Raw genomic sequence first — 25,501 nt, 5'->3', positions numbered from 1 at the left:
GCCGTTCTCGACGGAGAGGGGGTGCGCGGATGGGGTTCAAGACGTTCATCCAGGGGTGGCCGGTCTACCGGCAACTCACCGGCACCGACCCGCTCGGTCGCGGCGCCGCCGCCCAGTCGGCGCGGTCCGCCGAGCTGAGCCCTCGCACCGAGTCCGCCGACGGCATGGCCCGCTCGGTTTGCCCGTACTGCGCGGTCGGCTGCGGGCAGCGCGTCTTCCACTCCGACGGCAAGATCACCCAGATCGAGGGCGACCCGGACAGCCCGATCTCGCGCGGCCGGCTCTGCCCGAAGGGCTCGGCCAGCAAGAGCCTGGTGACCAGCCCGCTGCGCCAGACCAAGGTCCGCTACCGCCGGCCGTACGCGACCGAGTGGGAAGACCTGGACCTCGACGTCGCGCTCGACATGATCGCCGACCGGATGCTCGCCGCCCGCGCGGAGACCTGGGAGGACGTCGACGACGAGGGCCGCCCGCTGAACCGGACGCTGGGCATCTCCAGCCTCGGCGGCGCGACGCTGGACAACGAGGAGAACTACCTCATCAAGAAGCTGTTCACCGCGATGGGGGCGCTCCAGATCGAGAACCAGGCCCGTATTTGACACTCCGCCACCGTCCCCGGTCTGGGGACCAGCTTCGGTCGCGGCGGCGCCACGGACTTCCAGCAGGATCTCGCCAACGCTGACGTCATCATCATCCAGGGCTCGAACATGGCCGAGGCCCACCCGGTGGGCTTCCAGTGGGTGATGGAGGCGAAGAAGCGCGGCGCGAAGGTCTTCCATGTCGACCCGCGGTTCACACGTACCAGCGCGCTCGCCGACACGTACCTGCCGATCCGCGCGGGCACGGACATCGCGCTGCTCGGCGGCGTGGTGCGCTACATCCTGGAGAACGAGCTGGACTTCCGGGAGTACGTGCTGGCGTACACCAACGCGGCGAACATCGTCAGCGAGCAGTTCGCCGACACCGAGGACCTGGACGGCCTGTTCTCCGGTTACAACCCGGACACCGGCTCGTACGACCACGCGAGCTGGCAGTACGAGGGCCAGGAGGACAACGCCAAGGCCCGGGGCACCGGTAAGGAACGTGACTCGGCCTCCGGGCTGGAGCACGAGTCGCACGGCGAGCCGGTGCCGGCGCAGGCCCCGCGGGACGAGACGTTGCAGCACCCGCGCTGCGTCTACCAGATCCTGAAGCGGCACTTCGCCCGCTACACCCCGGAGATGGTGGCCCGGGTGTGCGGGATCCCGGAGGAGAGGTTCCTCGAGCTGGCGCGCGCCTGGACGGAGAACTCGGGCCGGGAGCGCACCGGCGCGCTCGTCTACTCGGTCGGCTGGACGCAGCACAGCGTCGGCGTGCAGTACATCCGTACCGGCTCGATCATCCAGACGCTGCTGGGCAACATGGGCCGCCCGGGCGGCGGCATCCTGGCGCTGCGCGGGCACGCCAGCATCCAGGGCTCCACAGACATTCCGACGCTGTTCAACCTGCTGCCCGGCTACCTGCCGATGCCGCACCACGCCGACCACCCGACGTTCGAGAAGTGGGTGGACAGCATCCGGCACCCGGGCCAGAAGGGCTTCTGGGGCAACTCGCGGGCGTTCGCGGCGAGCCTGCTCAAGGCGTACTGGGGTGACGCGGCGACGCCGGAGAACGACTTCTGCTACGGCTACATGCCCCGGATGACCGGCGACCACGGCACGTACCAGCAGGTCCTGAACATGATCGACGGCAAGGTGAAGGGCTACTTCCTGCTCGGCCAGAACCCGGCGGTCGGCTCCGCGCACGGCCGGGCCCAGCGTCTGGGCATGGCCAACCTGGACTGGCTCGTCGTCCGCGACCTGTTCATGATCGAGAGCGCCACGTTCTGGAAGAACAGCCCGGAGGTCGCCACCGGGGAGATCGTGCCGGAGGAGTGCCGGACCGAGGTGTTCTTCCTGCCGGCGGCCTCGCACGTGGAGAAGGAGGGCACCTTCACCCAGACGCAGCGGCTGCTGCAGTGGCGGGAGAAGGCCGTCGACCCGCCGGGCGACGCCCGCTCCGAGCTGTGGTTCTTCTACCACCTCGGCCGGGTGCTGCGGGAGAAGCTGGCCGGCTCCACCGCGCGCCGCGACCGCGCGCTGCTCGACCTGGCCTGGGACTACCCCACGCACGGTCCGCACGCGGAGCCGAGCGCCGAGGCGGTGCTCAAGGAGATCAACGGGTACGAGGTGGCGACCGGCCGCCTGCTCAACGCGTTCGGCGAGGCCCGCGACGACGGCTCCACGGCGATCGGCTGCTGGATCTACTCCGGCGTCTACGCCGACGGGGTGAACCAGGCGGCCCGCCGCCGGTCCCGCCACGAGCAGGACTGGGTGGCCGCCGAGTGGGGCTGGGCGTGGCCGGCGAACCGCCGCACGCTCTACAACCGCGCCTCCGCCGACCCCGAGGGCCGGCCGTGGAGCGAGCGCAAGAAGTACGTCTGGTGGGATCCGGACGCCGGCGAGTGGACCGGCTACGACGTGCCGGACTTCGAGAAGACGAAGCCGCCGTCGTACCGGCCGCCGGAGGGCGCCTCGGGCCCGGCCGCGCTCGCCGGCGACGACCCGTTCGTCATGCAGGGCGACGGCAAGGCGTGGCTGTACGCGCCGAGCGGCGTCCTGGACGGCCCGCTGCCGACGCACTACGAGCCGGCCGAGTCGCCGATGCGCAACCCGCTCTACGGTCAGCAGGCCAACCCGACCCGCAAGATCTACGAGCACCCGATCAACCGGATGAACCCGAGTCCGCCGGAGCCGCACAGCCAGGTCTTCCCGTACGTGTTCACGGTCAGCCGCCTCACCGAGCACCACACCGCCGGTGGGATGAGCCGTACCGTGTCGCCCCTGGCGGAGCTGCAACCGGAGATGTTCGTCGAGGTGTCCCCGGAGCTGGCCGGCGAGGTCGGGCTGGCCCACCTGGGCTGGGCGCACCTGATCAGCGGCCGGGCGGTGATCGAGGCGCGGGTGCTGGTCACCGACCGGCTCACCCCGCTGCGGGTGGACGGCCGGATCATCCACCAGGTCTGGCTGCCGTACCACTTCGGCACCGAGGGTCTGGTCACCGGCGACTCGGCGAACGACCTGTTCGGCATCACGCTGGACCCGAACGTCCTCATCCAGGAGAGCAAGGTCGGCACCTGCGACATCCGGCCCGGGCGGCGGCCCACCGGCCCTCCGCTGCTCGACCTGGTCGGCGACTACCAGCGGCGGGCCGGGATGACGCCGGACCGCAAGGTGCCGGTGGTGACCACCGACGCCGCAGGCGGGGACGACGCCGCCGGCAGCACCGACGAGCAGTCGGCCGCCGCGCACCAGGACGGGGATCGGGATGCCTGACGCCAACAGCCTGTACGGCCCGCTCGACCCGGCCCCGGACGCGGGCTGGGTCGACGCGCCGCCCCGGATGGGTTTCTTCACCGACACCAGCGTCTGCATCGGCTGCAAGGCGTGCGAGGTGGCCTGCAAGGAGTGGAACGGCGTCCCCGACTCGGGTTTCGACCTGCTCGGCATGTCGTACGACAACACCGGCGCGCTCACCGCGAACTCGTGGCGGCACGTCGCGTTCATCGAGCAGCCCCGCCCGGCCGGGCATCGCACGCCGCCGTTCGCCGGCGACCCGACCGGCCCGGCGATCAGCCCGGCGTCGGCGTCGGTCGGGGCGGTCACGGCCCCCGACACGGGTACGAATCCCGGCCTGCCGCCGGGGCAGCCGGAGGCGGCGGCGCGGATGGCGGCCGGTCCGGAGTTCCTCGGCATGCCCGGCACCCAGCCGCCCGGGCGGGCCACCGGCCCGGAGAGCCGCACCGACTTCCGCTGGCTGATGATGTCCGACGTGTGCAAGCACTGCACGCACGCGGCCTGCCTGGACGTGTGCCCGACCGGTTCGCTGTTCCGTACCGAGTTCGGCACGGTGGTGGTGCAGGAGGACATCTGCAACGGCTGCGGCTACTGCATCTCCGCCTGCCCGTACGGCGTGATCGACCAGCGCAAGGGCGACGGCCGGGCGTGGAAGTGCACGCTGTGCTACGACCGGATCGGCGCGGGCATGACACCCGCCTGCGCGCAGGCGTGCCCGACCGAGTCGATCCAGTACGGCCCGCTCGACGAGCTGCGGGAACGGGCCGCCAAGCGGGTCACCGCGCTGCACGAGCGCGGCGTGCCGGAGGCGCGCCTGTACGGCCACGACCCGACCGACGGCGTCGGCGGCGACGGCGCGTTCTTCCTGCTGCTGGACGAGCCCGAGGTGTACGGGCTGCCGCCGGACCCGGTGGTCACCACCCGGGACCTGCCGAAGATGTGGAAGCGGGCCGGGTTCGCCGCCCTGGCCATGGCGGCGGCTGCCGTCGCCGCGTTCGTCGGAGGATCGTCGTGAGCCCGGACCGCCCGGTCGGTGACCTGTTCCGCCGCTTCCGCGAGCGTCTATCCGCCGAACAGGAGAACGGCGGCGCCGCCGAGCGGGAGAACGGCAGCCGGGCCACCGCGGCCGGTCCCGGGATGGGCCGCACCGACGCGGGCTCCCGCGAGGCCGGCCTGGCCCCGCACCCGCCCCGCGACGCGGCACCACGCCGGCGCCGCGGCAGGGGCGGCAAGGGCGGCGGGGAGCAGCTCAACGTCCCGCCGGCCGAGTTCACCTCCTACTACGGCCGGCCCATCCTCAAGCCGCCGGTGTGGCGGTGGGACATCGCCGCGTACCTGTTCACCGGCGGTCTCGCCGCCGGGTCGTCGCTGCTGGCGGCGGGCGGGCAGCTCACCGGCCGCCCGGCGTTGCGGCGCGCCGGCCGGATCGCCGCGCTGGCTGGGGTCGGCGCGAGCACCTACTTCCTGATCAACGACCTGGGCCGGCCGTCGCGCTTCCACCACATGCTGCGGGTGGCGAAGGTGACCTCGCCGATGTCGGTGGGCACCTGGATCCTCAGCGTGTTCGGCCCGGCCGCCGGGGTCGCGGCGATCGCCGAGGCGGCTCCGCTGCTGCCCGAGCGGGGCGTGCTGGGGCTCGGCCGCCGGCTGCTGCCTCCGGCCGGGCACGCCGCCGGTGTGGTCGCCGCCGTCACCGCGCCGGCGCTCGCCACGTACACCGGGGTGCTGTTGGCGGACACGGCGGTGCCGTCGTGGCACGAGGCGTACCCGGAACTGCCCGCCATCTTCGCGGGCAGCGCCCTGGCCAGCGGCGCCGGTGTCGGGCTGGTGGCCGCGCCCGGCGCGCAGGCCGGCCCGGCGCGGCGCCTCGCGGTCACGGGCGCGGCGATGGAACTGTGGGGTTCGCACCGGGTGGAGAACCGGCTCGGCCTGCTCAGCGAGCCCTACACCCAGGGCACACCCGGAAAGCTGCTGCGCGCGGGCCGGGCGCTGACCGCCGCCGGTGTGGTCGGCGCGCTGCTCGGCCGCCGCAGCCGCGTGTTGTCCGTGCTGTCCGGCGGCGCGCTGATCGCCGCGTCGGTGTGCACCCGGTTCGGCATCTTCCACGGCGGGGTCGCCTCGGCACGCGATCCGCGGTACACGGTGGTGCCGCAGCGCGAACGCGCCGACCGGCGGGCCGCCGACCAGGTCTGACACCTCCCCGGGCGGCCTCCCGTCCGCTGTGGTTGACTGCTGCGTGGAGGCGTTCAGGCGGCTGGTGCCCCTCCCGGTCTTCAAAACCGGTGTGGTCCGGGACCCGGGCCAGGCGGGTTCGATTCCCGTCCGTCTCCGCCAAGTACCGTTCCCGGGAGTGCGCCGATGCGTGAGGTCGACCCGCGACGGCGGGTGCCGCGCACCGACGCGCTGCTCGCCGATCCCGCGCTGGCCGCCGCCGCCGCGACGCTCGGCCGCGACCGGGTCAAGGCCGCGATCGTCAGCGCGCAGACCCGCGCGCGGCGCGGCGAGCTGACCCCCGATCAGGTACGCGACGCGGCGCTGGCGGACCTGCCCGGCCGTACGCCCCGCCCGGTGCTCAACGCCACCGGCGTCGTGCTGCACACCAACCTGGGGCGCGCCCCGCTCGCCCCGTCCGCCGTGGACGCGCTGGTCGCCGCAGCCGGGCACACCGACGTGGAGCTGGACCTGCGGACCGGCCGGCGGGCGCGGCGCGGCCGGGAGGCGCTCGACGCGCTCGCCGCGGCGGTGCCCGACGCGGCGGCGGTGCACGTGGTGAACAACGGCGCCGCGGCGCTGGTGCTGGCCGCGACCGCGCTGGCCGCCGGCCGGGAGATCGTGGTGAGCCGCGGCGAGCTGGTCGAGATCGGCGACGGGTTCCGCCTGCCCGACCTGCTGGCCAGCACCGGCGCGCGGCTGCGCGAGGTGGGCACCACCAACCGCACCACGCGCGCCGACTACGAAGCCGCGATCGGTGAGCGCACCGGGTTCGTGCTGAAGGTGCATCCGTCGAACTTCGTGGTCACCGGCTTCACCTCGGCGGTGCCGGTGGCCGAGCTGGCCACGCTCGGCGTGCCGGTGGTGGCCGACATCGGGTCGGGGCTGCTCGCGCCGGACCCGCTGCTGCCCGCCGAGCCGGACGCGGCCACCACGCTGCGGGCGGGCGCGCACCTGGTCACCGCCAGCGGCGACAAGCTGCTCGGCGGCCCGCAGGCCGGTCTGCTGCTCGGCGACGCCGACCTGGTGCAGCGGCTGCGCCGGCACCCCCTCGCCCGGGCGCTGCGGGTCGACAAGCTCACCCTCGCCGCGCTCGCCGCCACCCTGTACGCGCCGTCCACGCCCACCCGGGACGCGCTGCACGCCGACCCGGTTCGGCTGCGGGAGCGGCTGGAGCGGCTGCGGGACCGGCTCGGTGAGGACGGCTGCAAGGCCGAGGTGGTGCCCAGCGCGGCTGTGGTCGGCGGCGGCGGGGCACCGGGCGTGGAACTGGACTCGTGGGCGCTGAGCCTGCCCGAGCGGTACGCCGAACCGCTGCGCACCGGCGACCCGGCGATCCTCGGCCGGGTGCTGCACGGGCGGCTGCTGCTGGACCTGCGTGCCGTGCCGGAGGACGCCGACGACCGGGTCCGGGCGGCCGTGCTGAGCGTGGAGGACTGACCGGCATGTTCGTGGTGGCGACCGCCGGGCACGTCGACCACGGCAAGTCGACGCTGGTGCGGGCGCTGACCGGGATGGAACCGGACCGGTGGGCGGAGGAACGCCGCCGCGGCATGACCATCGACCTGGGTTTCGCCTGGACCACGCTGCCGTCGGGCGGCACGATCGCGTTCGTCGACGTACCGGGGCACGAGCGGTTCGTGCCGAACATGCTCGCCGGTGTCGGCCCGGTCCCCGCCGCGCTGATCGTGGTGGCCGCCGACGAGGGCTGGATGCCGCAGTCCGCCGAGCACCTGGCCGCGCTGGACGCGCTGGGTGTGTCGTACGGGCTGCTCGTGGTGACCCGCGCGGACCTGGCCGATCCCGGACCGGCGACCGCGCGGGCCCGCACGGAGATCGCCGCGACGTCGCTGGGCGCTGTGGAGGCGGTGCCGGTCTCCGCGGTCACCGGGGCCGGGCTGCCCGAGCTGCGCGCCGCGCTTGATCGCCTGACCGCCCGGCTGCCCGACCCGGCCCGGGACGCCCCGGTGCGGCTCTGGGCGGACCGCGCGTTCACCGTGCGCGGCAGCGGCACCGTGGTCACCGGCACGCTCGGCGGTGGCCGGCTGCGCGTCGGCGACGAACTGGAACTGGCCGCCACCGGGGAGACGGTGCGGGTACGCGGACTGCACTCGCTCGGTGTCGCGCATGCCGAGGTCGAGGCGGTGGCCCGGGTCGCGGTGAACCTGCGCGGCCTGCCCCGGGACCGGGTCGGGCGCGGCGACGCGCTGCTCAGCCCCGGCCGGTTCGGGCGTACCGACCTGCTCGACGTGCGGCTGTCCGGCGACCCGGCCGCCGACCTCCCGGCCACGCTCACGCTGCACGTGGGCGCGGCGGCGGTGCCCGCCCGGGTCCGGCCGCTGGGCCCGGACACGGTACGGCTGCGCCTGGCCCGCCCGCTGCCGCTGCTGATCGGGGACCGGGCGCTGCTGCGCGACCCCGGCCGGCACCACGTCGCGGGCGGCGTGACGGTGCTGGACGTGGACCCGCCGCCGCTGCGCCGCCGGGGCGCGGCGGCGGCTCGGGCGGCGGTGCTGGCCGGGCTGGACGGGCGGCCGGACCTGGCCGGGGAGCTGCGCCGGCGGCGGCTCGTCCGCGCCGGTGACCTGACCCGGATGGGTGTCCCGCCGACCGCGACGCCGGTGGCCGGGCAGTGGCTGGCCGATCCGGAGCACTGGCGGGACCTGGGCCGCCGCCTCACCGAGGAGGTGACCCGGTACGCCGCCGAGCATCCGCTCGCCGCGGGCGTACCCGTCGACGTGCTGCGGCACCGGCTCGACCTGCCCGACCGCGCCCTGGTGACGGCGCTGCTGCGCCCGCCGCTGCGACTGCGCGACGGCCTGGTCACCGCCGCGCCGCAGGGCACGCTGCCGGACCCGGTGGCCCGGGCGGTGGACCGGGTCCGGGCCGAGTACGGCGACCGCCCGTTCCAGGCCCCCGAGGCACACCACCTGGCCGACCTCGGGCTCGGCCCCCGGGAGATCGGCGCCGCGGTACGCGCCGGCGCGCTGCTGAAGCTCGCCGAGAACGTGGTGCTGCTGCCCGGCGCCCCGGACGACGCGGTACGCGTGCTCGCCGGGCTGCCGCAGCCGTTCACGCTCAGCGCCGCCCGGCAGGCGCTCGGCACCACCCGCCGGGTGGCGGTGCCGCTGCTGGAGCTGCTGGACCGGCGCGGTGCCACCCGCCGGCTGCCCGACGACGCCCGCGAGGTGGTCCGCCGGCCGGGCTGAGCCAACAGGCGTCGCCCGCCCGCCCCGGTCACCTACCGTGGCGCCATGGACCCTTCCGCGGTCTGGCGGGACAAGAACCACAAGTGGCGGATCGAGGCGTACCGGGCACCGGACCTGCGCTTCGCCATCTACGCCACCAACGGCCCCACCGAGTCGGCGCCGTTGTGGCTGTTCGGGATGGCCGCGCTGGCCCGCTGGCTGATGACCCACGCGATCTCGCTGGACGACCTGGAGACGGACTGATGGGTGTCCAGGTCGCGCTGGTGCTGGTGCTGATCCTCGTGAACGCCGCCCTGTCGGGCAGCGAGATGGCGCTGGTGAGCCTGCGGGAGGGGCAGCTGCGCCGGCTGGCGCGCTCCGGGCGGGCCGGGGCGCGGCTGAGCCGCCTCACCCGCGAACCCAACCGCTACCTGGCCACCATCCAGCTCGGCATCACGCTCGCCGGGTTCCTCGCCTCGGCCGCCGCCGCGGTGACGCTCGCCGAGCCGCTGGTCGGACCGCTGGGATTCCTCGGCGGGGCCGCCCGCCCGGTCGCGGTGTTCGTGGTGACGCTGCTGCTGACGTTCCTCACGCTCGTGGTGGGGGAGCTGGCGCCCAAGCGGCTGGCCATGCAGACGGCGGAACGGTGGGCGCTGATCAGCGCCGCGCCGCTGGACCTGCTGGCGCGGCTGTCCCGGCCGGCGGTGTGGCTGCTCGGCCGCTCCACCGACCTGCTGGTCCGGCTCGCCGGCGGCGACCCGCGCGCCAGCCGGGAGGAGGTGACCGAGGAGGAGCTGCGGGAGATGCTGGTCAGCCAGCGGGGCCTGTCCGCCCAGCAGCGGGAGATCCTCGCCGGGGCGTTCGACATCGCCGGCCGTACGCTGCGGGAGATCCTCGTCGCGCGCCGCGACGTGACCACGCTGCCCGCCGACCTGCCGGCGGCCGAGGCGATGCGCCGGCTCGCGGCCACCGGCCGGTCCCGGGCGCCGGTGATCGGACCCGGCGGGCTCGACGACGTCCGCGGCACCGTGCACATCCGCGACCTGGTGGACGCCGACGGGGCGCGCGTCGGTGACCGGGCCCGCCCGCCGGTGCTGCTACCGGGCACGCTGCCGGTGGCCGACGCGATGCGGCAGCTGCGCCAGCGGCACGAGCAGCTCGCGCTGGTGGTCGACGAGTACGGCGGCGTGGACGGCCTGGTCACCATGGAGGACCTGCTCGAGGAGGTCGTCGGCGAGCTGTACGACGAAACCGACCGGGACGTGCGCCGCGCCGTGCGGGAACCGGACGGCGCGCTGCTGCTGCCGGGCGACTTCCCGCTGCACGACCTGCCCGACGTGGGCGTCCGCGTGACGTTCCCGCTGTCCCGGGAGTACACCACGGTGGCCGGCCTGGTGCTGGCCGGGCTGGGCCGGCTGCCCGAGGGCCCGGGGGAGCGGGTGCGACTGCCCGGCCTCACCGTCGAGGTGGTCGAGGTGGCGGGACGGGCGATTCGCCGGGTCCGGCTGCGCGGCCCCGCCGTCGGCCGCAGCCCGGACTGACACCCGGACGGGGGACAACCGGCCGATCACCGTCCCGGGCCCGGCCGCCGGTCGTACGGTGCGGGCGTGAAGGACCGAGGAATGCGGACGTTCATCACCGTGCTGGCCGGACTGGCCGTGATCTACTTCGGCTTCACCGGAAGCCGCGACAGTGGCGGTGAGGGTGGCGTCTCCGGCGGCGTGGTGCTGCTCGCGCTGCTCGCCTCGCTGCTGGCCTGGAACCTGACCAAGCCCGGCCCCGCCAAGTAGCCCTCAGTGGGACGTGGCGGCGCTGCGGCTCACCTCGCCCGCCGACTCCTCGCCCAGGGCCACCCGTACCAGCGCCGACGCCAGCCGGCCGAAGTCGGCCTCGCCGACCAGCCCGACCAGGTCACCCGGACTCGCGGGCAGGCCCAGCCGCCGCGCTCCGGCGAGCGTGCGCCGGTCGGCGTACGGGCGCACGTCCGGCCACACCGACTGCGCCTCGCGCAGGAAGATGTCCGCCCCGGTGGGGCCGATGCCGGGGAACTCGGTGAGCAGCCGGCGCAGCACGGCCCGGTCGGCGCCGGCCTCCTTGTGCAGCCGGCGCAGGTCGCCGTGCCATCGGTCCAGACACAGCCGGGCGCCGGTGCCGAGCATGGTCGCGGTCCGCTCGTCGTAGCGCCGGTAGTGGCCCCGGCCCAGCGCGTCGACCCGGTCCTGCCAGGTCGCCGCCTCCATCGCCTGCGGCGTGCGGTAGCCGGCCTCGAACAGCTCCCGGGCGGCGGCCACCGCCACCGAGGCCCGGATCCGGGTGCTCAGCAGCGTGGTCAGCACGAGCAGCTGGTAGAGCGGGCCCGGCCGGTCCGCGAGGGCGATGCCGGCCTCCTCCGCGTACGTGCGGGACTGCCGGGCCAGCAGGGCACGTGCGACGTTGCGATCGTCTGGCATCCACCCGGGTTACCCGCCCCGGCCCCGGCCAGACCCTCGGGCCGATCCGGAATGCGCCGGGCGGCGACGGGTACGCCTGTCCGGTGCGCGGTCGACGGCCGTGCGCCCCACCGGGAAGGAGAGACCCGTGGTCAAGCCGCAGCAGGAGGAACTGCGCCGGAACGACCTCGGCGCCACCAGCCAGGACAGCCGCAAGACGGCCACCCAGGCGGGCGGCCGTTCGCGGAGCCGTGGCACGTCGAACGCGGACGCGGGGCGGCCCGTCCCCAAGGGGCAGGTGTCGCCGTACGGCCCGGCCGGTGAGCCGGTCGCCGACGACGAGAGCTAACCGCGAGCCGACGTCGGCCGCAGCCGCCGCCAGGTGGTCGCGGCCGACAGCCCGTACGCCAGGTGGGGGATCAGGTCGGAGACCCAGTCGCTGCGCCGCCAGGTGCGCGGGTCGGTCACGCCGAGCACCGTCATCGAGCCGTCCGAGGTGGCCATCACCCCACCGCCGAGCAGCACCGCGGCCAGCGGCAACGGCATCCGCCGCCGCGCGGCGAGCAGGCCGAACGCGGCCCCCGCGGCGATGCCGGTGGCGTAGCCGAGCAACGGCCCGAGACCGGAGCGGCGGTTCTCCGCCTCGTCGCCGGGGCCCAGGTCGACGTGCGTGACGTCGGCCAGCCGTCCGGCGACCGATTCGGGGGTGCTGCTGGCCGGCCGGGCCCGCAGCGCCATGTCCAGGTACGAGACCGCGTTGAGGACGGCGCTGCCGACGGCGCCCGCGATGGCGCCGTCGACAACCGCTGCCGTCCTCACTTAGGGTCACCCGGTTCCCGGTTGCCCTTGGGGCCGTAGGTCCGTTCGCCCCGGACCACACCGCGTTGCCCCCTGTCGTCCTGGAGGATCCGGTTGGCGACCTGGTTCGCCTCCTTGTCCGACGCCCGTCCGGACTGCTCGACGAGGTCGCGAAGGCGTGCCCGCTGCTTGTCGTACGCGTTGCTGCCCGGCCGTGGTCCTGGCATCTCTGCCTCCTGCGGATCGCTGTCGGCTGACCGTAGGCGTCTACCCGCCCGGGCCGGGACCAACCGTTGCCGGCCGGATCCCCGCCCGGGCCGGCTGGGCGCTGCTCAGTCGGCGGCGCGGACCACAGCCACCGGGCAGGCGGAGCGGTGCAGGATCCCCTGGCTCACCGAGCCGAGCAACAGCCCGCCCAGCTCGCCCCGGCCCTGCCGGCCCACCACTACCAGCTGGGCCTCGGCCGACGCGGCCGTCAGCGCCGTGACCGGTTTGGCGCGTACCGCCTCGGCGTGCACCGGCAGGTCCGGCCAGCGCTCGCCGATCCCGGCGAGCGCCTCGGTGAGCACCCGCTCCTCCTCCTCGGCGTCGTCCCGGCCGCGGGGACGGGCGTGCACCACGCGCAGCGCGGCGCCGCGCGCGGACGCGGTCTCGGCGGCGAACTCGACAGCGGCGCGCGACAGCGTCGAGCCGTCCACGCCGGCCACGACCGGGCCGCCGTCGTGTGCGGTGCCGCGCGCGATCAGCACCGGGCAGTCGGCGTACGAGGCGACCTGCACCGCCACCGACCCGATCACGAGCGCGGCGAAGCCACCCAGGCCCCGATCGCCGAGCACGACCAGGGCGGCGGTGGGGGACTCGCCGAGCAGCACCGCTGCCGCCTCCCCGTCGATGATCTCGCCGGTGATGCGCAGCCCCGGCGACTCGGCCTCGGCCACCGCCACCGCGTCGGTGACCAGTTGCTCGGCCTGGTTGCGCAGCCCGGCGCCGGGTGGTGAGCCGGCCGGCGCGGAGACCGGTACGCGCAGCAGCGGCCAGATGAACCCGTGCACGACCCGCAGCGGGCGGTTGCGCAGCCGCGCCTCCCGGGCCGCCAGGCGGACCGCCCGGATGGCCGGTTCGGAGCCGTCCACCCCGACCACCACCGCGGCCCCGTTCGCCGAGTTCACCAGTACCTCCTCGTGGCCGGCGCTCCCGCGGCCAGTATCGCGGCCCGGACGGCCGGCCCGGGGCGATACCGCCGGGGTCGCCCCGGTGGGTACGCTGGCGTGCAGCGCCCAGGGGAGGGAGCCCCGTCGATGGATCAGCAGGACGGACGGAGCACCGCCCGCATGATCGACTACTGGCTCGGCGGCCGGCACCACCGCCCGGTGGACGTCGCCGCGGCCGCCGCGTTCGAGTCGGCGTACGGGCCCTGCGCGGATTCCTCGGCCGCACCGTGCGGGCGATGACGGCCGACGGGATCGACGGCTTCCTGGTCTTCGACACCGAGGAGCTGGCCGGGTACCCGGAGGCGCTGGCCATGATGGGTCCGGCGTTCCGGATGCGGGCGCCGGAGCGGTTCGCGCCGCTGCTGGGCCGCTGGCAGCCGACCGGCGACGGCATCGTGCCGGTGGCGCGGTGGCGGCCGGCCGGTGAGCCCGAGCCGGTGCCGGACGCGTTCCACGGCGCGCTGGCGGTGCGCCCGGCCGGCTGAGCTGGTCCCCGTCACACCCGGCCGAGGCGGGGCGTTCGCCGTCGGGCGGCCTTCGTATGATGTTTGCCCTGTAGCAATAGTCGTCATCGGAGGATGAGCATGCCGGAGGCGTCCGGATCGGTGTCGCGTGCCCTGCGCACGGCGCCACCCGACCAGCTGGCGGAGACCGCGGACGCGGTGCTGCGCCAGACGCTCGGGGCCGCGCGGGCGGAGGTGTTCGTCGCCGACTACCGCGCCAGCGGACTCTGGCCGGTGCTCGACCCGGACGTGCCCGACGGCGGCCCGCTGCTGGCCCACAGCGTCGCGCAGCGTTGCTTCAGCAGTCAGGAGCCGGTGCTGGACATCGTCGAGGAGGGCCGCTGCCGCGCCTACCTGCCGTTGTCGGTGTGGGGGGAGCGGCTCGGCGTGCTGATGGTGGAGCTGCCCGGCGATCCGGATGCGGCCACTGTGGAGGCCGCCCGGGACGCCGCCGGTGAGCTGGCCGTGGCGATCCGCGCGGCGGACCGGGAGACCGACCGCTACCGGCGTGCCCGGCGGCGGGAGCGGCTGAGCATGGCCGCCGAGATGCAGTGGGACCTGTTGCCGGGGCGCAGCGTACGACTCGGTGACGCGCTGCTCGCCGGGCAGCTCGAACCGGCGTACACCGTGGGCGGTGACCACTTCGACTGGTCGGTGGACGGCGACCGGCTCACCCTGACCGTGCTCAACGGCACCGGCAGCGGGCTGGCCGCGTCGATGCTCACGGCGATGACGGTGAACGCGATGCGCAACGCACGGCGTTCCGGCGGCAGCCTGGTGGAACAGGCGGAGCTGGCCTCGGACACCATCTACTACCAGCACCGGGGGAACCGGCACGTGGCCACACTGCTGCTGGAGCTGGACAGCCGCCGGGGCGTGATGCGCGCTGTGGACGCCGGGTCGCCGCAACTGCTGCGGCTGCGCGGCGGACGTGTCACACCGATCGCGCTGGAGCAGCAACTGCCGCTGGGCATGTTCGCCGAGACCCGCTACGACGTGCAGGAGTTCACTCTGGAGCCGGGCGATCGCCTCTTCGTGGTCAGCGACGGCGTGTACGCGGCGGAGCCCGACGAGCAAGAGCCGTACGGTGTCCGGGCGATGGCGCGCGCGATGCGGTCGACTCGGCTGCAGCCGGCGACCGAGGCAGTTGGTACGGTGATGCGCGAACTGCATGCGTACCATGCCGACGCGGATCTCCGTGACGACGCGGTCGTCGTCTGCCTGGACTGGCGCGGCTCCAGCCGGTCCGACGACGTGACGGGGCAGTGAGCGGGCCGGCGGAGCGAACACGAGCGGGACGATCGCAGGGGACAGCGAGTGGAGCGACCTCCGAATCTTGCCGCGGCCATCGAGTCGGCTGCGGAGGCGCTCATCGGTGTGCTCGACTCCGCGACCTCCCGGCACACCGTCAGCGTCTCGCCCACCCAGTTGCGGGTGCTGTCGCTGATCGTGTCGCATCCGGACACCAACGTGAACCGGCTGGCCGAGCTGCTGGACGTGGTCCCGTCGTCGGCGAGCCGGCTCTGCGACCGCCTGGAGGCGGTCGGCCTGCTGCGCCGGGTGGCCGACCCGCGCGACCGGCGGGAGGTGCGGCTGATCCCGACCGCTGCCGCCGACACGCTGCTGCGCGACCTGCAGGAGAGACGGCACCGGGCGGTGCAGGCCGTGCTCGACCGGATGCCCAACCGGGTGCAGCACGAGCTGCTGCTGGCGCTCGTGGCGTTCAGCCAGGCCGCGACGGCCACCGCCCCGCAGGCCGGCTCGGACTCGACCGCCCGTACCGCCTGACCGCTCGCACCGCCGCCCGACCTTCCTTCCACTGCTCAACTAGTATCCTAGGACGCCCTAGCGGCTGTGACGGTCGCCACCGTGACACCACTGAGCAACGGCGCAGCGGGCGTCCGGCGGAGAAGGGCGAGCCCGATATAGTGGCAGCGCAACTGGGCGGCCCGTGATCACCACGAGGACGGGCCGCGTCGGGGAGGTCCCAGCCCGGGATCACAGAGGGCGCCGGCGTCTGACCGGCCGGCAACGCGCACGTCCCTCCAGCGGCCGTTCATCCGGCTGCCGGACCGTGCTGCGAAGGGAGGGTTCGGTGTCGCGTCGGCCGGCTCCAGCGGAGCAACCGGATTCCGGGACCGCCACGGTCGTGGGAGACCGCGTCCTCACGCTGCCCAACCTGATCAGCTTCGTCCGGCTCGTCGGCGTGCCGATCTTCCTCTACCTGTTCCTCGTGGTCCGGGCCGACGTCGCCGCCATCGCGGTGCTCGCCGTGGGCGGCACCAGCGACTGGGTGGACGGCTGGATCGCCCGCCGCCTGGGCCAGGTGAGCCGGCTCGGTGAGCTGCTCGACCCGCTCGCCGACCGCCTCTACATCCTCGCCACGCTGCTCGCCTTCACCGCCCGCGAGGTGGTGCCCTGGCAGTTCACCGGAGCGCTGCTGGCCCGGGAACTCCTGCTGCTGGTGTCCCTCGGGGTGCTGCGCCGCTACGGCTACGGCCCGCCGCCGGTGCACTACGTCGGCAAGACCGCGACGTTCCTGCTGCTCGCGGCGTTCCCGATCCTGCTGCTCGCAGACGCGGTGCCGGACGCCGGCACCGCGGCCGGCGCGATCGGCTGGGGGCTGGCCTGGTGGGGCCTGGTCCTCTACTGGGTCGCCGGCGCGATGTACGTGGTGCAGGCGAGCCGTCTCGTGCGGGCCATGCGGGCCCGGCGTACGGAGGCACCGGCATGACCACCTCGCCGCCGCGGGACGGGCAGAACGAACGCGACCCCTCGAACCGGGTGTACGCGCCGGACTTCCTGACCGAACTGTTCCGCAATCCACTGGACCCGGGGTACGGGGACGCGGCCGCGCGCCGGGCGACGGGCTCGATGTCGCGGGTGCGGGAGGTGCTCGGCCGGCCGGTGAGCCTGCTGGTGCTGGCGCTGATCGGGTTCCTGTTCGCGGTGGCGTACCGGGAGACGATGGCGGAGGAGCCGAGCCGCGCGACGGCGCGGGCGGGTCTGGTCGCGGAGATCAAGGGGCGCGAGGCGGAGACCGACCGGTTGACCGAGCGCGCCGAGCAGTTGCGCGAGGATGTCAGCCGGCAGCGGGACGCGACGTTGAGCGGTTCGCAGGCGTCCCGGTTGCGCACGCTGGAGGCGGGTACGGGCCTGGCCCGGGTGCGCGGGGACGGCGTGGTGGTGCGGCTGGCCGACGCGGCGGCGGACCAGGACGGTGTGACGAACGGGGACGCGGGTCCGTCGCGGGTGCTGTATTCGGATCTGCAGAAGGTCGCCAACGCGTTGTGGGCGGCGGGCGCCGAGGCGGTGGCGGTGAACGGCCAGCGGTTGACGGCGACGTCGACGATCCGGTCGGCGGGTGAGGCGATCCTGGTGGACTACCGGCCGGTGACGGGCCCGTACGAGGTGCAGGCGATCGGGCCGCGGTCGATGCGGGACCGGTTCGACGAGAGCCGGGCGGCGGCGTTGATGCGTGAGGTGGCGCGGAAGACGGGTCTGTCGTTCGGGGTGAAGCGGGTCGGTGACCTCACCCTGCCGGCGGCGCCGCAGCCGCGGCTACGCTACGCCGAGCCTCCGGCGACCCCGGGTCCGAGCGCGAGTGCGGGTGCGGGTGCGCGCCCGTCGGGTTCGGGTGCCGCCGGTTCGCCGAGTCCCGGGTCGTCCGGCCCGGGTGGTTCTTCCAGCCCTTCGGGAGGTGGCCGATGATCGCGGTGCTGGCGTTGCTCGCCGGTGTGGTGCTCGGGGTGTATCTGGACCCCACGGTGCCGGCGGCGTTGCAGCCGTATCTGCCGATCGCTGTGGTGGCCGCGTTGGACGCGGTGTTCGGTGGGGTACGGGCGAAGCTGGACCGGATCTTCGACGACAAGCAGTTCGTGGTGTCGTTCATCTCGAATGTGCTGGTGGCGGGTCTGATCGTGTACCTGGGTGACCAGTTGGGCGTGGGCGGTCAGTTGTCCACGGGTGTGGTGGTCGTGCTCGGGGTGCGCATCTTCGGAAACGTGGCGGCGATCCGCCGGCACCTGTTCCGGGCGTAGGTTTGTGGCGATGAGCGAGGAACACAGGGAGACGGGTACCGGGTGGCCGCGGCCGGGGGAGCCGGCGCGGCCGTCGGGTCCGGCGGGTGAGCCGGATCCGCGCCCGGACGCGCCCGATCCGGACGAGTTGAGCCCGTTGGCGCCGGTGCCGGACGAGGCGGTGGAGCCCGCGGAGCGGGAGGCGGTGCCGGAGTCCGAGCCGGAGCCGGGTGCGGCGGCGGGTGCGCCGTCGGTGGCGCGGCGGTTCTCGTCGGCGGGCGCGATGATCGCGGTGTTGCTGGCGTTGCTGGGTTTCACGCTGGTGGTGCAGTTCAAGACGACGTCGACGGATCCGACGCTCGCGGCGGCGCGGGAGGAGGACCTGGTGCGGATCTCGTCGGATCTGGATTCGCGGGAGCGGCGGCTGCGCCAGGAGATCGAGTTGCTGGAGGAGAGCCAGCGGCAGCTGCGGTCGGGTGAGCAGGGCCGGCAGGCGGCGCTGGAGGAGGCGACGCGGCGGGCGGACGAGCTGGGCATTCTGGCGGGGACGTTGCCGGCGGTGGGTCCGGGTCTTGAGGTGCGGTTCTCGGGGCCGGCCGAGGCGGTGTCGTCGGCGGGGATCCTGGATGCGGTGCAGGAACTGCGGGGTGCGGGCGCGGAGGCGATGCAGATCCAGGGCGCGGACGGTACGGCGGCGCGGATCATCGCGTCGACGTATTTCGTGGACGGGCCGGACGGTGCGCTGGTGGTGGACGGGCGGCGGTTGACGGGTCCGTTCACGATCATGGTGATCGGTGATCCGGCGACGATGCGTACGGCGTTGAACATTCCCGGCGGGGTGGTCGCATCGGTGGGGAAGGCCGGCGGTAACGTGACCTCCGAGGATCGTGAGGTTGTGGAGGTTTCGCAGCTGCACGCGCCGATCAAGCTGGACCACGCCCGGCCGGTCTCGTGACCGGTCGCGGCCGCGCCGGTTTCTCCGGTGCACCGATGACGAAGGACGCAGTTGGTGATTCCTGAGGATCTGCGGTACACCGCCGAGCACGAGTGGGTGGTCGGTGGTGACGGTGGTGTCGTCCGCGTCGGTATCACGCACTTCGCGCAGGACGCCCTGGGTGACATCGTGTTCGTGCAGCTGCCGGACGCCGGTGCGGTGGTGGCGGCTGGTGAGTCGCTGGGCGAGATCGAGTCGACGAAGAGCGTGTCGGAGATCTACGCGCCGCTGAGTGGCACGGTGACGGCGCGCAACGAGGCGCTGGCCGACACCCCTGAGGTGATCAACACGGATCCGTACGGTGCGGGGTGGTTGGTGGAGATCACTCCGGACGATCCGGCGGCGGTCGAGGGTCTGCTGACCGCCGATGCGTACCGCGAGCTCACCGAGAGCTGAGTTCGTGCTTGTCCGGGCGGCGGCGAGGTTCCGCGCGTCCGGTTGCCCTGCATTTCGGCGCTGGCTAGGCTCGCCCAGTCGACCGAGAACCAATAGTTTGAGCGTTGCGGAATGCGCCTTCCCTGGCACGGGGAGCCAGCCGCCGGGTGTGGTGTTGCCCGGCGGCCAGACCCGCCATTCCCTGACGCCGACCGAACAGATCCGTGAGGTGGTCCCATGACGCGCCCAGACGACGAGTTCCCCCCGCTCGACGTCACTTCGACGCTCAATCTCGGCTCGCTCGACGAAGTGCTGGAGGGCCCGGACACCGATGTGGTGCCGAGCCGGATGTCCGGTTCGTTGCCGCCGGGTATGGCGTTGCTGGTGGTTCGCCGGGGTCCGAATGCGGGTGCCCGGTTCCTGTTGGACCACGATGTGACGACGAGTGGGCGGCACCCGGACAGTGACATCTTCCTGGACGACGTGACGGTGTCGCGGCGGCACGCGGAGTTCCACCGTGACGGTGGGACGTTCACGGTGCGGGATGTGGGCAGCCTGAACGGCACGTACGTGAATCGTGAGCGGGTCGAGGCGGCGACGTTGAGCAACGGTGACGAGGTGCAGATCGGCAAGTTCCGGGTGGTGTTCATCGCCGGTCCGCGCCCGGAGGAGGAGGCCGGCCGGGGGTGAACGAGCCTGCGGCTTCGACGCCGTCCGGGGCGGCGCGGGCGCCTGCGCTGATGAGTATCGGCGAGGTGCTGGCGCAGTTGCGGCCGGAGTTTCCGGACGTCACGATCTCGAAGTTGCGGTTCCTGGAGGCCGAGGGCCTGGTGGAGCCGCAGCGGACGCCGGCGGGTTATCGGAAGTACGGCTGGGACGATGTGGCGCGGTTGCGGTTCGTGTTGACCGCGCAGCGGGATCAGTACCTGCCGTTGCGGGTGATCCGGGAGCAGTTGGCCCGGTGGGACGGGTCTGGTCCGTCGCCGGGGCGGGGGCGGCCGAATCTGGTGGCTGTGGGTCCGGGTGGTGAGGTTCCGGGCCGGGAGCCGGTGGAGTCGGTCGAGTCGTCGGAGGTGCGGCTGGACCGGGCGGGTCTGATCGCTCGTAGTGGTGTGGAGGAGTCGACGCTCGCGGAGTTGGAGCGGCTGGGTGTGCTGGTGTCGGATCCGCCGGGGTGGTACGACGCGGATGCGTTGATCATCGCGAGTGCGGTGGCGGGTCTGGCGGCGTACGGGCTGGAGCCTCGGCATCTGCGGGCGTACCGGTCGGCGGCGGATCGTGAGGTCGGGTTGTTCGCGCAGTTGGTGGCGCCGTTGGCGCGGCAGAGCGATCCGGCGGCGCGGGCTCGGGCGGCGGAGACGGCGCGGGAGTTGGTGGCGTTGTCGCAGCGGTTGCACGCGGCGTTGGTGCGGGTGGGGCTGCGGTCGACGTTGGGCCGGTGAGGTCGGTGCGAGGGGCCGGGTGCGGTGTGCGCCCGGCCCTTCGTCGTGTGTGGGCGCGGAAAGATCTGGTCCGCGGAGCGTGTCGTAGGCTTGCCGGGGTATGCCCGTCCGGCGAGGCGTGGTGCACGTAGCGCGTGGGACTCCCGTGTCCTGGTCCGTGTACCGTGCAGGGAAGGGCGCGGTGCAAGGTGACGACGACACGGAGGCGGCGGTGCGCGAGCTGAGCGTGGTCGGAGTTCGGGTGGAGTTGCCCAGCAACCAGCCGATCGTCCTGCTGCGGGAGGTCGAGGGGGACCGCTATCTGCCGATCTGGATCGGCGCGGTCGAGGCGACGGCGATCGCTTACGAGCAGCAGGGGGTCAAGCCGGCCCGGCCGTTGACGCACGATCTTCTGCGGGATGTGCTGACGGCGTTGCAGGCGCCGTTGCGGGCGGTGGAGATCACCGAGTTGAAGGAGAACGTGTTCTACGCGGATCTGCTCCTCGGTGACGGTGTGCGGGTGTCGGCGCGGCCGAGTGACTCCATCGCGTTGGCGTTGCGGGTGGGTGCTCCGATTCGTTGTGCGGAGCAGGTCCTCAGCGAGGCGGGGATCGTGATCCCGGACGAGCAGGAGGACGAGGTCGAGAAGTTCCGGGAGTTCCTGGAGCAGGTGCGTCCGGAGGACTTCGCGGGTTGAGGTGTTCCGCCCGGGTGGTGGCGCGGCGTGTCGCGGTGTCTCCTGCGGGTGAAGTGCGGGAGGCGGCGTTAGGGTTGCCGTGTCGAGTGGTGCGCGTACGGGGAATCGACGCGGCACCGCCACGGGCGCGGGGAGGTTGGTCCGATGCACGAGCCGCGGGATCCTGGTCCGGGTGTGGAACAGCAGGCGGGTGTGGGGCCCGATCCGGCCGGTGACGGCGAGGTCGGCTACCGGGGTGTGACCGCGTGTTCGGCGGTGGGGATCAGTTACCGGCAGCTCGACTACTGGGCGCGCACGGCCCTGGTGGTGCCGAGTGTGCGGGACGCGTCGGGTTCGGGGACGTCGCGGTTGTACTCGTTCCGCGACCTGGTGGTGTTGAAGGTCGTGAAGCGGCTTCTGGACGCCGGGGTGTCGTTGCAGAACATCCGTAAGGCGATCGAGGCGTTGCGGTCGCGTGGGGTGGACGATCTGGCGGGCATCACGTTGATCTCCGACGGGACGACTGTGTACGAGTGCCGGTCGCCGGAGGAGGTGGTCGACCTGTTGCAGGGCGGCCAGGGCGTGTTCGGCATCGCGATCGGTGGTGCGTTCAAGGAGATCCAGGGTTCGTTGTCGCATCTGCCGGCGGAGCCGGTGGGTGGGCAGGAGCCGGCCGTGCCGGCGGTGGAGGCGGAGTCGGACTCGGAGTCGGTGGGTGACGAGCTGGCGGCGCGGCGGGCGCGGCGCCGGGCCGGGTGACCTGCGTCGCGTCTCGGTGACGGGATCGCGCCGCGCCCGAAAAGGGTGTGGCGCGATTCGTGTTTTGGTGACGGGGTGTGGTCCTTTCCGGCGGGCCGGGGCGGGTGGACGGCGCGGGCCGGGGCGGGTGTGAGTCGTCGCAGGTCACGGCACGCGCGCACGGGATGTCCGAAAAGGACGGTACGTCGTCCATGTTGACGGCTCGTGTCCGGCTGGCTGCGGTGCGTCCACCGATTCGCGCCGTGTCGTTCACTGTCCGTGATTGACAGTTCTCGGGATCGGCACAGGGTGGTCGTGAAGTGTGCCGGCGGGCGCGCTATGGTCCGTTCCGGTCGTCGGCGTGTCGACGTCACGGTGGAACGCTGTGTGACGCCGCGCCGGACGGCGAGCCCCTGCCGCGGCGCTGCCCGCGGACCCCTGGTGGAAGGACCGAGCATGACGGTGACGAGCGAGACCACCCCGATCTCCCACTACGAGCGCATCGGCGGCGCGGCCGCGGTGAAGGCCGCGGTGGAGCTGTTCTACGACAAGGTGCTGGCCGATCCGGATCTGGCCGGCTACTTCACCGACGTGGACATGGTGGAGCAGCGGCGGCACCTGGCGCTCATGCTGGCGGTGGTGCTCGGCGGCCCCAACGAGTACGCGGGCCGTGGGCTGGACGAGGCGCACCAGCCGCTGAACATCACCGGTGAGCACTACGCGAAGGTCGGTGAGCACCTGACCGCGACGCTGGTGGAGCTGGGTGTGCCGGCGGACGTGATCGCCGACGTGCAGGTCGTGCTCGGGCAGGTGCGGGAGCAGGTCGTGTCGGCGGGGGACGCCTGAGCGTGGACGTCGCACGGCTCAAGCAGAGCTGGTCCCTGGTCGCCGCGCACGGCGACCAGGTGCCGCTCTACTTCTATTCGACGCTGTTCCTGGCGCATCCGGAGACCCGGCAGATGTTCCCCACGAACATGGCCGGGCAGCGGGACCGTCTGGTGGCCGCGCTGGGGCATGTGGTGTCCCACGTGGACCAGGTGGACCGGCTGGTCGGGTTCCTGCGGGAGCTCGGCGCGGATCACCGGAAGTTCGCGGTGCGGGCCGAGCACTACCCGGCGGTCGGTGAGGCGCTGCTGGCGACGTTGCGGCACTTCTGCGGCGACGCGTGGACCGAGGAGCTGGCCGCCGACTGGACCGCCGCGTACGGGCTGGTGGCGCAGGTGATGACCGAGGGCGCGCAGGCCGCGGAGTCGAAGTCGCCGCCGTGGTGGGTGGCGGAGGTGCTGACGCACGAGCAGCGCACGTTCGACGTGGCGGTGCTGACCGTACGTCCGCAGTATCTGCTGCCGTTCACGCCCGGCCAGTCGGTCGGGGTGTCGCATCCGGCGGTGCGGTCGTGGCGGTACTACTCGCCGGCGAACGCGCCGCGGCCGGACGGCACGGTGGAGTTGCACGTGCGGGCGGCGCCCGGTGGTGTGGTGTCGTCGCGTCTGGTGTACGGGTGCGCGGCCGGTGACCAGATCCACCTGGCGTCGCCGGTGGGTGACCGGTTGACGTTGTGGCAGGCCGGGGCGTCGGATCTGCTGCTGCTCGCAGGTGGTACCGGCTGGGCTCCGGTGAAGGCGCTGGTGGAGCAGGTCGCGGCGGAGAGTTCGGGGCGGCGGGTGGATCTGTATGTGGGTGCCCGGTCGCGGATGGAGTTCTACGACAGCGAGGCGATCGACAAGCTGGCGGCGACGCATCCGTGGTTGCGGGTGTCGTACGTGGCCGGTGCGGATCCGGCCCGGCCGGGTGAGTCGGTGCGTATCGCCGACCGGGTGCTGGCCGACGGGGACTGGCGGTCGCGGCACGTGTACGTGTGCGGCTCGGACGAGATGGTGGGTCATTCGGTGGCGGCGTTGACCGGCGCCGGGTTCCAGCCGGGTCAGGTGCATCACGAGGGTTACGGCAAGCACTGGTACGGCCCGGCGTGGCGGACGATGACCGGTGCGGACGGGCCGGGAACGACGGAGGTGAGCCGGTGAGCGCGAGGAGTGAGCCGGTGTTGCGAGCCCCGCAGTCGCGAACGGAGGTGTGCCGGTGAGCGCGGGTCCGATCAGCAGTTACGACGCGCAGCAGGTGTCCGGTCCGGTGCAGGTGCGGTTGACCTCGGACCGGGTGCGGCGGTGGGAGTTCGGGTCGGCGGCGTTCACCCGCCGCGGCTACGACCAGACCGATGTGGACCGGTTCCGGTTGCAGGTGGCCGACGAGCTGGATCTGCTGGCCGCGCAGGTGGCGAACCTGCGGGCGGAGAACGAGCGGCTCAACGACCATCTGGAGCTGCACCGGCACGGGGTGATCCCGAGCACGGAGGCGGCGGTGGCGCCGGCGGCGAAGGAGGTCAACCTGTTGTCGGCGGCGCAGCGGGAGGCCGAGCAGATCATCGCGCAGGCCCACGACTACGCGCGCCGGGTCGCCGAGTACGCCCGTACCCAGTACGAGAGTTACATGCGGGCGGCGGCGGAGGAGGCGAAGCGGGAGGCCGAGCGGGCGGTGACGGAGTACCGCAGCGCGGCCGGGAGCGGCTTCGACGACTCGGTGGCGACGCGTGAGGCGTTGCGGATCTTCGGCGAGATGATGATCTCGCACATGCAGGCGGCGGCCCGGCACCTCGACGACGGCAGTGAGCAGTTGTCGCGCACGATGGAGCGGATCGCCCGGGAGTTGCCGCAGGGCGGCGGGGGCGTGCCGCAGCCGGCGTTGTCGCGGCACCAGCGTTGACCGGTGTCCCGGCCCGCGGGTGATCGCGGGCCGGGACGCGCCGGCCGGGTGTCAGGCGGTGACGGCGGCGATCGCGTCGGCGATGGGGGTGTCTCCGCCGACGAGTTCCAGGGTGTGCCCGGCGGTGGCCGGGGCGTACAGCAGGGCGAGCAGCACCCGGGCCACGTCGGCGCGGCTGATCGCGCCGGGTTCGACGTGCCGGGCCAGGGTGATCCGGCCGCCGGGTTCGTCGTCGGTGAGGCGGCCGGGCCGCAGCACCGTCACGTCGAGGTCCCGCGCGGTGACGTCGTCCTCGGCGGCCTTCTTGGCCCGCAGGTACGCCGCCCACACGTCGTCGGTGCCCTCGGACGGCGGGGCGTCCACGCCCATGGAGGAGACCAGCAGGTAGCGGCGTACGCCGGCGCGGGTGGCGGCGTCGGCGAGCAGCACGGCGGCGCCCCGGTCGACGGTGTCCTTGCGGCCGGCGCCGCTGCCGGGTCCGGCGCCGGCGGCGAACACGACAGCGTCGGCGCCGACGAGGTGAGCGGCGAGGGTGCCGGCGTCGGTGTGTTCCAGGTCGCACACGACGGGTTCGGCGCCGGCGGCGCGCAGCGCGGCGGCGTGGTCGGGGTTGCGGATCAGTCCGAGCGCGGTGTCTCCGCGGCCGGCCAGTTCCCGCTCCAGCAGTTTGGCGATCTTTCCGTGCCCTCCGGCGATGACGACGCGCATGGGCTCAACCTAGCCCGGACCCGGCAGCCCCGCCGGACGACCGGCCTCGTCGATCATGAGGTTGGCGGCCCGACACGCCGGCCCCGACCACCGCCA

General features: G+C 73.6%; 30 protein-coding genes and 1 tRNA gene. 26 read left to right on the top strand and 5 right to left on the bottom strand.

Annotated features, from left to right (window positions below; translation table 11 throughout):
• Window positions 1-29 precede the first annotated feature (29 nt).
• The 9 genes from fdh (at window position 30) to OC439_RS26355 (ending at window position 10,563) form a co-directional block, all read left to right on the top strand.
• Complete coding sequence (gene fdh, locus OC439_RS26395) at window positions 30-3,353, top strand: formate dehydrogenase (RefSeq protein WP_262015790.1); 3,324 nt, start codon at window positions 30-32, stop codon at window positions 3,351-3,353.
• Complete coding sequence (locus OC439_RS26390; protein ID WP_262015789.1) at window positions 3,346-4,389, top strand: 4Fe-4S dicluster domain-containing protein; 1,044 nt, start codon at window positions 3,346-3,348, stop codon at window positions 4,387-4,389. The genes fdh and OC439_RS26390 overlap by 8 nt, the downstream gene beginning before the upstream one ends.
• The gene (nrfD, locus tag OC439_RS26385) at window positions 4,386-5,567 is read left to right on the top strand and encodes an NrfD/PsrC family molybdoenzyme membrane anchor subunit (protein WP_262015788.1); all 1,182 of its coding nucleotides are present in this window, start codon (window positions 4,386-4,388) and stop codon (window positions 5,565-5,567) included. Before OC439_RS26390 ends, nrfD begins: the two co-directional genes overlap by 4 nt.
• Before the next feature lie 45 nt (window positions 5,568-5,612).
• Window positions 5,613-5,708, top strand: a tRNA-Sec gene (locus tag OC439_RS26380).
• 24 nt (window positions 5,709-5,732) lie between these two features.
• A complete protein-coding gene (selA, locus tag OC439_RS26375) occupies window positions 5,733-7,025 on the top strand; it encodes an L-seryl-tRNA(Sec) selenium transferase (protein WP_262015787.1) in 1,293 nt (430 codons plus the stop codon).
• Between the two features lie 5 nt (window positions 7,026-7,030).
• On the top strand, window positions 7,031-8,794 hold the full coding sequence (gene selB, locus OC439_RS26370) for a selenocysteine-specific translation elongation factor (RefSeq protein ID WP_262015786.1): 1,764 nt from the start codon (window positions 7,031-7,033) through the stop codon (window positions 8,792-8,794).
• A gap of 45 nt (window positions 8,795-8,839) precedes the next feature.
• Window positions 8,840-9,037, top strand: a complete 198-nt coding sequence (locus tag OC439_RS26365) for a hypothetical protein (RefSeq protein WP_030503909.1) — start codon at window positions 8,840-8,842, stop codon at window positions 9,035-9,037.
• Window positions 9,037-10,314, top strand: coding sequence for a hemolysin family protein (locus OC439_RS26360; protein WP_262015785.1), 1,278 nt, complete (start codon window positions 9,037-9,039; stop codon window positions 10,312-10,314). The genes OC439_RS26365 and OC439_RS26360 overlap by 1 nt, the downstream gene beginning before the upstream one ends.
• Window positions 10,315-10,380: 66 nt before the next feature.
• Window positions 10,381-10,563: a hypothetical protein gene (locus tag OC439_RS26355; protein ID WP_194803387.1), complete on the top strand. Its 183-nt coding sequence runs from the start codon at window positions 10,381-10,383 to the stop codon at window positions 10,561-10,563.
• 3 nt (window positions 10,564-10,566) lie between these two features.
• Here OC439_RS26355 and OC439_RS26350 read toward each other — a convergent pair whose 3' ends face one another.
• Entirely contained in the window at window positions 10,567-11,223 is a 657-nt protein-coding gene (locus OC439_RS26350) for a hypothetical protein (RefSeq protein ID WP_262015784.1), read from the bottom strand.
• A 127-nt stretch (window positions 11,224-11,350) separates the two neighbouring features.
• On the opposite strand from OC439_RS26350, the gene OC439_RS26345 reads away from it, so the two are divergent.
• A complete protein-coding gene (locus OC439_RS26345; protein ID WP_043323973.1) occupies window positions 11,351-11,551 on the top strand; it encodes a hypothetical protein in 201 nt (66 codons plus the stop codon).
• Here OC439_RS26345 and OC439_RS26340 read toward each other — a convergent pair.
• The 3 genes from OC439_RS26340 to OC439_RS26330 all read right to left on the bottom strand — a co-directional run bounded on the left by OC439_RS26340 (window position 11,548) and on the right by OC439_RS26330 (window position 13,169).
• Window positions 11,548-12,021, bottom strand: a complete 474-nt coding sequence (locus OC439_RS26340; protein ID WP_262015783.1) for a hypothetical protein — start codon at window positions 12,019-12,021, stop codon at window positions 11,548-11,550. The genes OC439_RS26345 and OC439_RS26340 overlap by 4 nt on opposite strands.
• A complete protein-coding gene (locus OC439_RS26335) occupies window positions 12,018-12,227 on the bottom strand; it encodes a hypothetical protein (RefSeq protein WP_013286381.1) in 210 nt (69 codons plus the stop codon). The genes OC439_RS26340 and OC439_RS26335 overlap by 4 nt, the downstream gene beginning before the upstream one ends.
• A 105-nt stretch (window positions 12,228-12,332) precedes the next feature.
• Window positions 12,333-13,169, bottom strand: coding sequence for a universal stress protein (locus tag OC439_RS26330; protein WP_262015782.1), 837 nt, complete (start codon window positions 13,167-13,169; stop codon window positions 12,333-12,335).
• Window positions 13,170-13,298: 129 nt separating this feature from the next.
• Between OC439_RS26330 and OC439_RS26325 the strand changes: the two genes are divergently transcribed.
• The 16 genes from OC439_RS26325 (at window position 13,299) to OC439_RS26250 (ending at window position 24,697) form a co-directional block, all read left to right on the top strand.
• On the top strand, window positions 13,299-13,451 hold the full coding sequence (locus OC439_RS26325; RefSeq protein ID WP_262015781.1) for an SAM-dependent methyltransferase: 153 nt from the start codon (window positions 13,299-13,301) through the stop codon (window positions 13,449-13,451).
• On the top strand, window positions 13,448-13,696 hold the full coding sequence (locus tag OC439_RS26320) for a hypothetical protein (protein WP_262015780.1): 249 nt from the start codon (window positions 13,448-13,450) through the stop codon (window positions 13,694-13,696). The genes OC439_RS26325 and OC439_RS26320 overlap by 4 nt, the downstream gene beginning before the upstream one ends.
• A gap of 99 nt (window positions 13,697-13,795) precedes the next feature.
• Complete coding sequence (locus OC439_RS26315; protein ID WP_262015779.1) at window positions 13,796-14,983, top strand: PP2C family protein-serine/threonine phosphatase; 1,188 nt, start codon at window positions 13,796-13,798, stop codon at window positions 14,981-14,983.
• A 48-nt stretch (window positions 14,984-15,031) separates the two neighbouring features.
• A complete protein-coding gene (locus OC439_RS26310) occupies window positions 15,032-15,502 on the top strand; it encodes a MarR family transcriptional regulator (protein WP_194803349.1) in 471 nt (156 codons plus the stop codon).
• Between the two features lie 307 nt (window positions 15,503-15,809).
• The gene (locus OC439_RS26305; protein ID WP_402806276.1) at window positions 15,810-16,448 is read left to right on the top strand and encodes a CDP-alcohol phosphatidyltransferase family protein; all 639 of its coding nucleotides are present in this window, start codon (window positions 15,810-15,812) and stop codon (window positions 16,446-16,448) included.
• Complete coding sequence (locus OC439_RS26300) at window positions 16,445-17,425, top strand: DUF881 domain-containing protein (protein WP_262015777.1); 981 nt, start codon at window positions 16,445-16,447, stop codon at window positions 17,423-17,425. Before OC439_RS26305 ends, OC439_RS26300 begins: the two co-directional genes overlap by 4 nt.
• Window positions 17,422-17,754 carry a small basic family protein gene (locus tag OC439_RS26295; protein ID WP_007071104.1) on the top strand — a complete coding sequence of 111 codons (333 nt, stop codon included), beginning with the start codon at window positions 17,422-17,424 and terminating at the stop codon, window positions 17,752-17,754. Before OC439_RS26300 ends, OC439_RS26295 begins: the two co-directional genes overlap by 4 nt.
• 10 nt (window positions 17,755-17,764) lie before the next feature.
• Complete coding sequence (locus OC439_RS26290) at window positions 17,765-18,688, top strand: DUF881 domain-containing protein (RefSeq protein ID WP_262015776.1); 924 nt, start codon at window positions 17,765-17,767, stop codon at window positions 18,686-18,688.
• A 54-nt stretch (window positions 18,689-18,742) separates the two neighbouring features.
• Window positions 18,743-19,123 carry a glycine cleavage system protein GcvH gene (gene gcvH / locus OC439_RS26285; protein ID WP_135240202.1) on the top strand — a complete coding sequence of 127 codons (381 nt, stop codon included), beginning with the start codon at window positions 18,743-18,745 and terminating at the stop codon, window positions 19,121-19,123.
• Window positions 19,124-19,339: 216 nt separating this feature from the next.
• Window positions 19,340-19,792: an FHA domain-containing protein gene (locus OC439_RS26280; RefSeq protein ID WP_007071101.1), complete on the top strand. Its 453-nt coding sequence runs from the start codon at window positions 19,340-19,342 to the stop codon at window positions 19,790-19,792.
• 50 nt (window positions 19,793-19,842) lie between these two features.
• A complete protein-coding gene (locus OC439_RS26275; RefSeq protein ID WP_262015775.1) occupies window positions 19,843-20,544 on the top strand; it encodes a MerR family transcriptional regulator in 702 nt (233 codons plus the stop codon).
• Window positions 20,545-20,755: 211 nt separating this feature from the next.
• Window positions 20,756-21,220: a bifunctional nuclease family protein gene (locus tag OC439_RS26270; RefSeq protein ID WP_036311069.1), complete on the top strand. Its 465-nt coding sequence runs from the start codon at window positions 20,756-20,758 to the stop codon at window positions 21,218-21,220.
• Window positions 21,221-21,364: 144 nt separating this feature from the next.
• Window positions 21,365-21,958, top strand: a complete 594-nt coding sequence (locus tag OC439_RS26265; protein WP_262015774.1) for a MerR family transcriptional regulator — start codon at window positions 21,365-21,367, stop codon at window positions 21,956-21,958.
• 435 nt (window positions 21,959-22,393) lie between these two features.
• Window positions 22,394-22,783 (top strand): group I truncated hemoglobin, encoded by a 390-nt coding sequence (locus tag OC439_RS26260; protein ID WP_262015773.1) that lies wholly within the window; start codon window positions 22,394-22,396, stop codon window positions 22,781-22,783.
• 2 nt (window positions 22,784-22,785) lie between these two features.
• Window positions 22,786-23,961: a globin domain-containing protein gene (locus OC439_RS26255; protein ID WP_262015772.1), complete on the top strand. Its 1,176-nt coding sequence runs from the start codon at window positions 22,786-22,788 to the stop codon at window positions 23,959-23,961.
• Window positions 23,962-24,016: 55 nt separating this feature from the next.
• A complete protein-coding gene (locus OC439_RS26250; RefSeq protein WP_262015771.1) occupies window positions 24,017-24,697 on the top strand; it encodes a DivIVA domain-containing protein in 681 nt (226 codons plus the stop codon).
• Window positions 24,698-24,748: 51 nt separating this feature from the next.
• On the opposite strand, the gene OC439_RS26245 is transcribed toward OC439_RS26250, so the two are convergent.
• Window positions 24,749-25,405, bottom strand: a complete 657-nt coding sequence (locus OC439_RS26245; protein WP_262015770.1) for an SDR family oxidoreductase — start codon at window positions 25,403-25,405, stop codon at window positions 24,749-24,751.
• Window positions 25,406-25,501 lie beyond the last annotated feature (96 nt).

Source organism: Micromonospora sp. Mcm103 (genome assembly GCF_024519755.1).
Classification (GTDB): domain Bacteria; phylum Actinomycetota; class Actinomycetes; order Mycobacteriales; family Micromonosporaceae; genus Micromonospora; species Micromonospora aurantiaca.
Note: the sequence above shows the minus strand (reverse complement) of the source record. Positions and strands in the feature narration are given on the sequence as shown.

Excerpts from the sequence above, each read along its gene's own strand:
- OC439_RS26365 (WP_030503909.1), top strand. The coding sequence starts at position 8,840 with ATGGACCCTTCCGCGGTCTGGCGGGACAAGAACCACAAGTGGCGGATC.
- OC439_RS26295 (WP_007071104.1), top strand. The coding sequence starts at position 17,422 with ATGATCGCGGTGCTGGCGTTGCTCGCCGGTGTGGTGCTCGGGGTGTAT.
- OC439_RS26265 (WP_262015774.1), top strand. The coding sequence starts at position 21,365 with ATGCACGAGCCGCGGGATCCTGGTCCGGGTGTGGAACAGCAGGCGGGT.
- OC439_RS26350 (WP_262015784.1), bottom strand. The coding sequence starts at position 11,223 with ATGCCAGACGATCGCAACGTCGCACGTGCCCTGCTGGCCCGGCAGTCC.
- OC439_RS26320 (WP_262015780.1), top strand. The coding sequence starts at position 13,448 with ATGACGGCCGACGGGATCGACGGCTTCCTGGTCTTCGACACCGAGGAG.
- OC439_RS26315 (WP_262015779.1), top strand. The coding sequence starts at position 13,796 with ATGCCGGAGGCGTCCGGATCGGTGTCGCGTGCCCTGCGCACGGCGCCA.
- OC439_RS26275 (WP_262015775.1), top strand. The coding sequence starts at position 19,843 with ATGAGTATCGGCGAGGTGCTGGCGCAGTTGCGGCCGGAGTTTCCGGAC.
- OC439_RS26360 (WP_262015785.1), top strand. The coding sequence starts at position 9,037 with ATGGGTGTCCAGGTCGCGCTGGTGCTGGTGCTGATCCTCGTGAACGCC.
- OC439_RS26390 (WP_262015789.1), top strand. The coding sequence starts at position 3,346 with ATGCCTGACGCCAACAGCCTGTACGGCCCGCTCGACCCGGCCCCGGAC.
- selB (WP_262015786.1), top strand. The coding sequence starts at position 7,031 with ATGTTCGTGGTGGCGACCGCCGGGCACGTCGACCACGGCAAGTCGACG.
- OC439_RS26335 (WP_013286381.1), bottom strand. The coding sequence starts at position 12,227 with ATGCCAGGACCACGGCCGGGCAGCAACGCGTACGACAAGCAGCGGGCA.
- OC439_RS26245 (WP_262015770.1), bottom strand. The coding sequence starts at position 25,405 with ATGCGCGTCGTCATCGCCGGAGGGCACGGAAAGATCGCCAAACTGCTG.
- selA (WP_262015787.1), top strand. The coding sequence starts at position 5,733 with ATGCGTGAGGTCGACCCGCGACGGCGGGTGCCGCGCACCGACGCGCTG.
- OC439_RS26325 (WP_262015781.1), top strand. The coding sequence starts at position 13,299 with ATGGATCAGCAGGACGGACGGAGCACCGCCCGCATGATCGACTACTGG.
- OC439_RS26260 (WP_262015773.1), top strand. The coding sequence starts at position 22,394 with ATGACGGTGACGAGCGAGACCACCCCGATCTCCCACTACGAGCGCATC.
- OC439_RS26290 (WP_262015776.1), top strand. The coding sequence starts at position 17,765 with ATGAGCGAGGAACACAGGGAGACGGGTACCGGGTGGCCGCGGCCGGGG.
- OC439_RS26280 (WP_007071101.1), top strand. The coding sequence starts at position 19,340 with ATGACGCGCCCAGACGACGAGTTCCCCCCGCTCGACGTCACTTCGACG.
- OC439_RS26300 (WP_262015777.1), top strand. The coding sequence starts at position 16,445 with ATGACCACCTCGCCGCCGCGGGACGGGCAGAACGAACGCGACCCCTCG.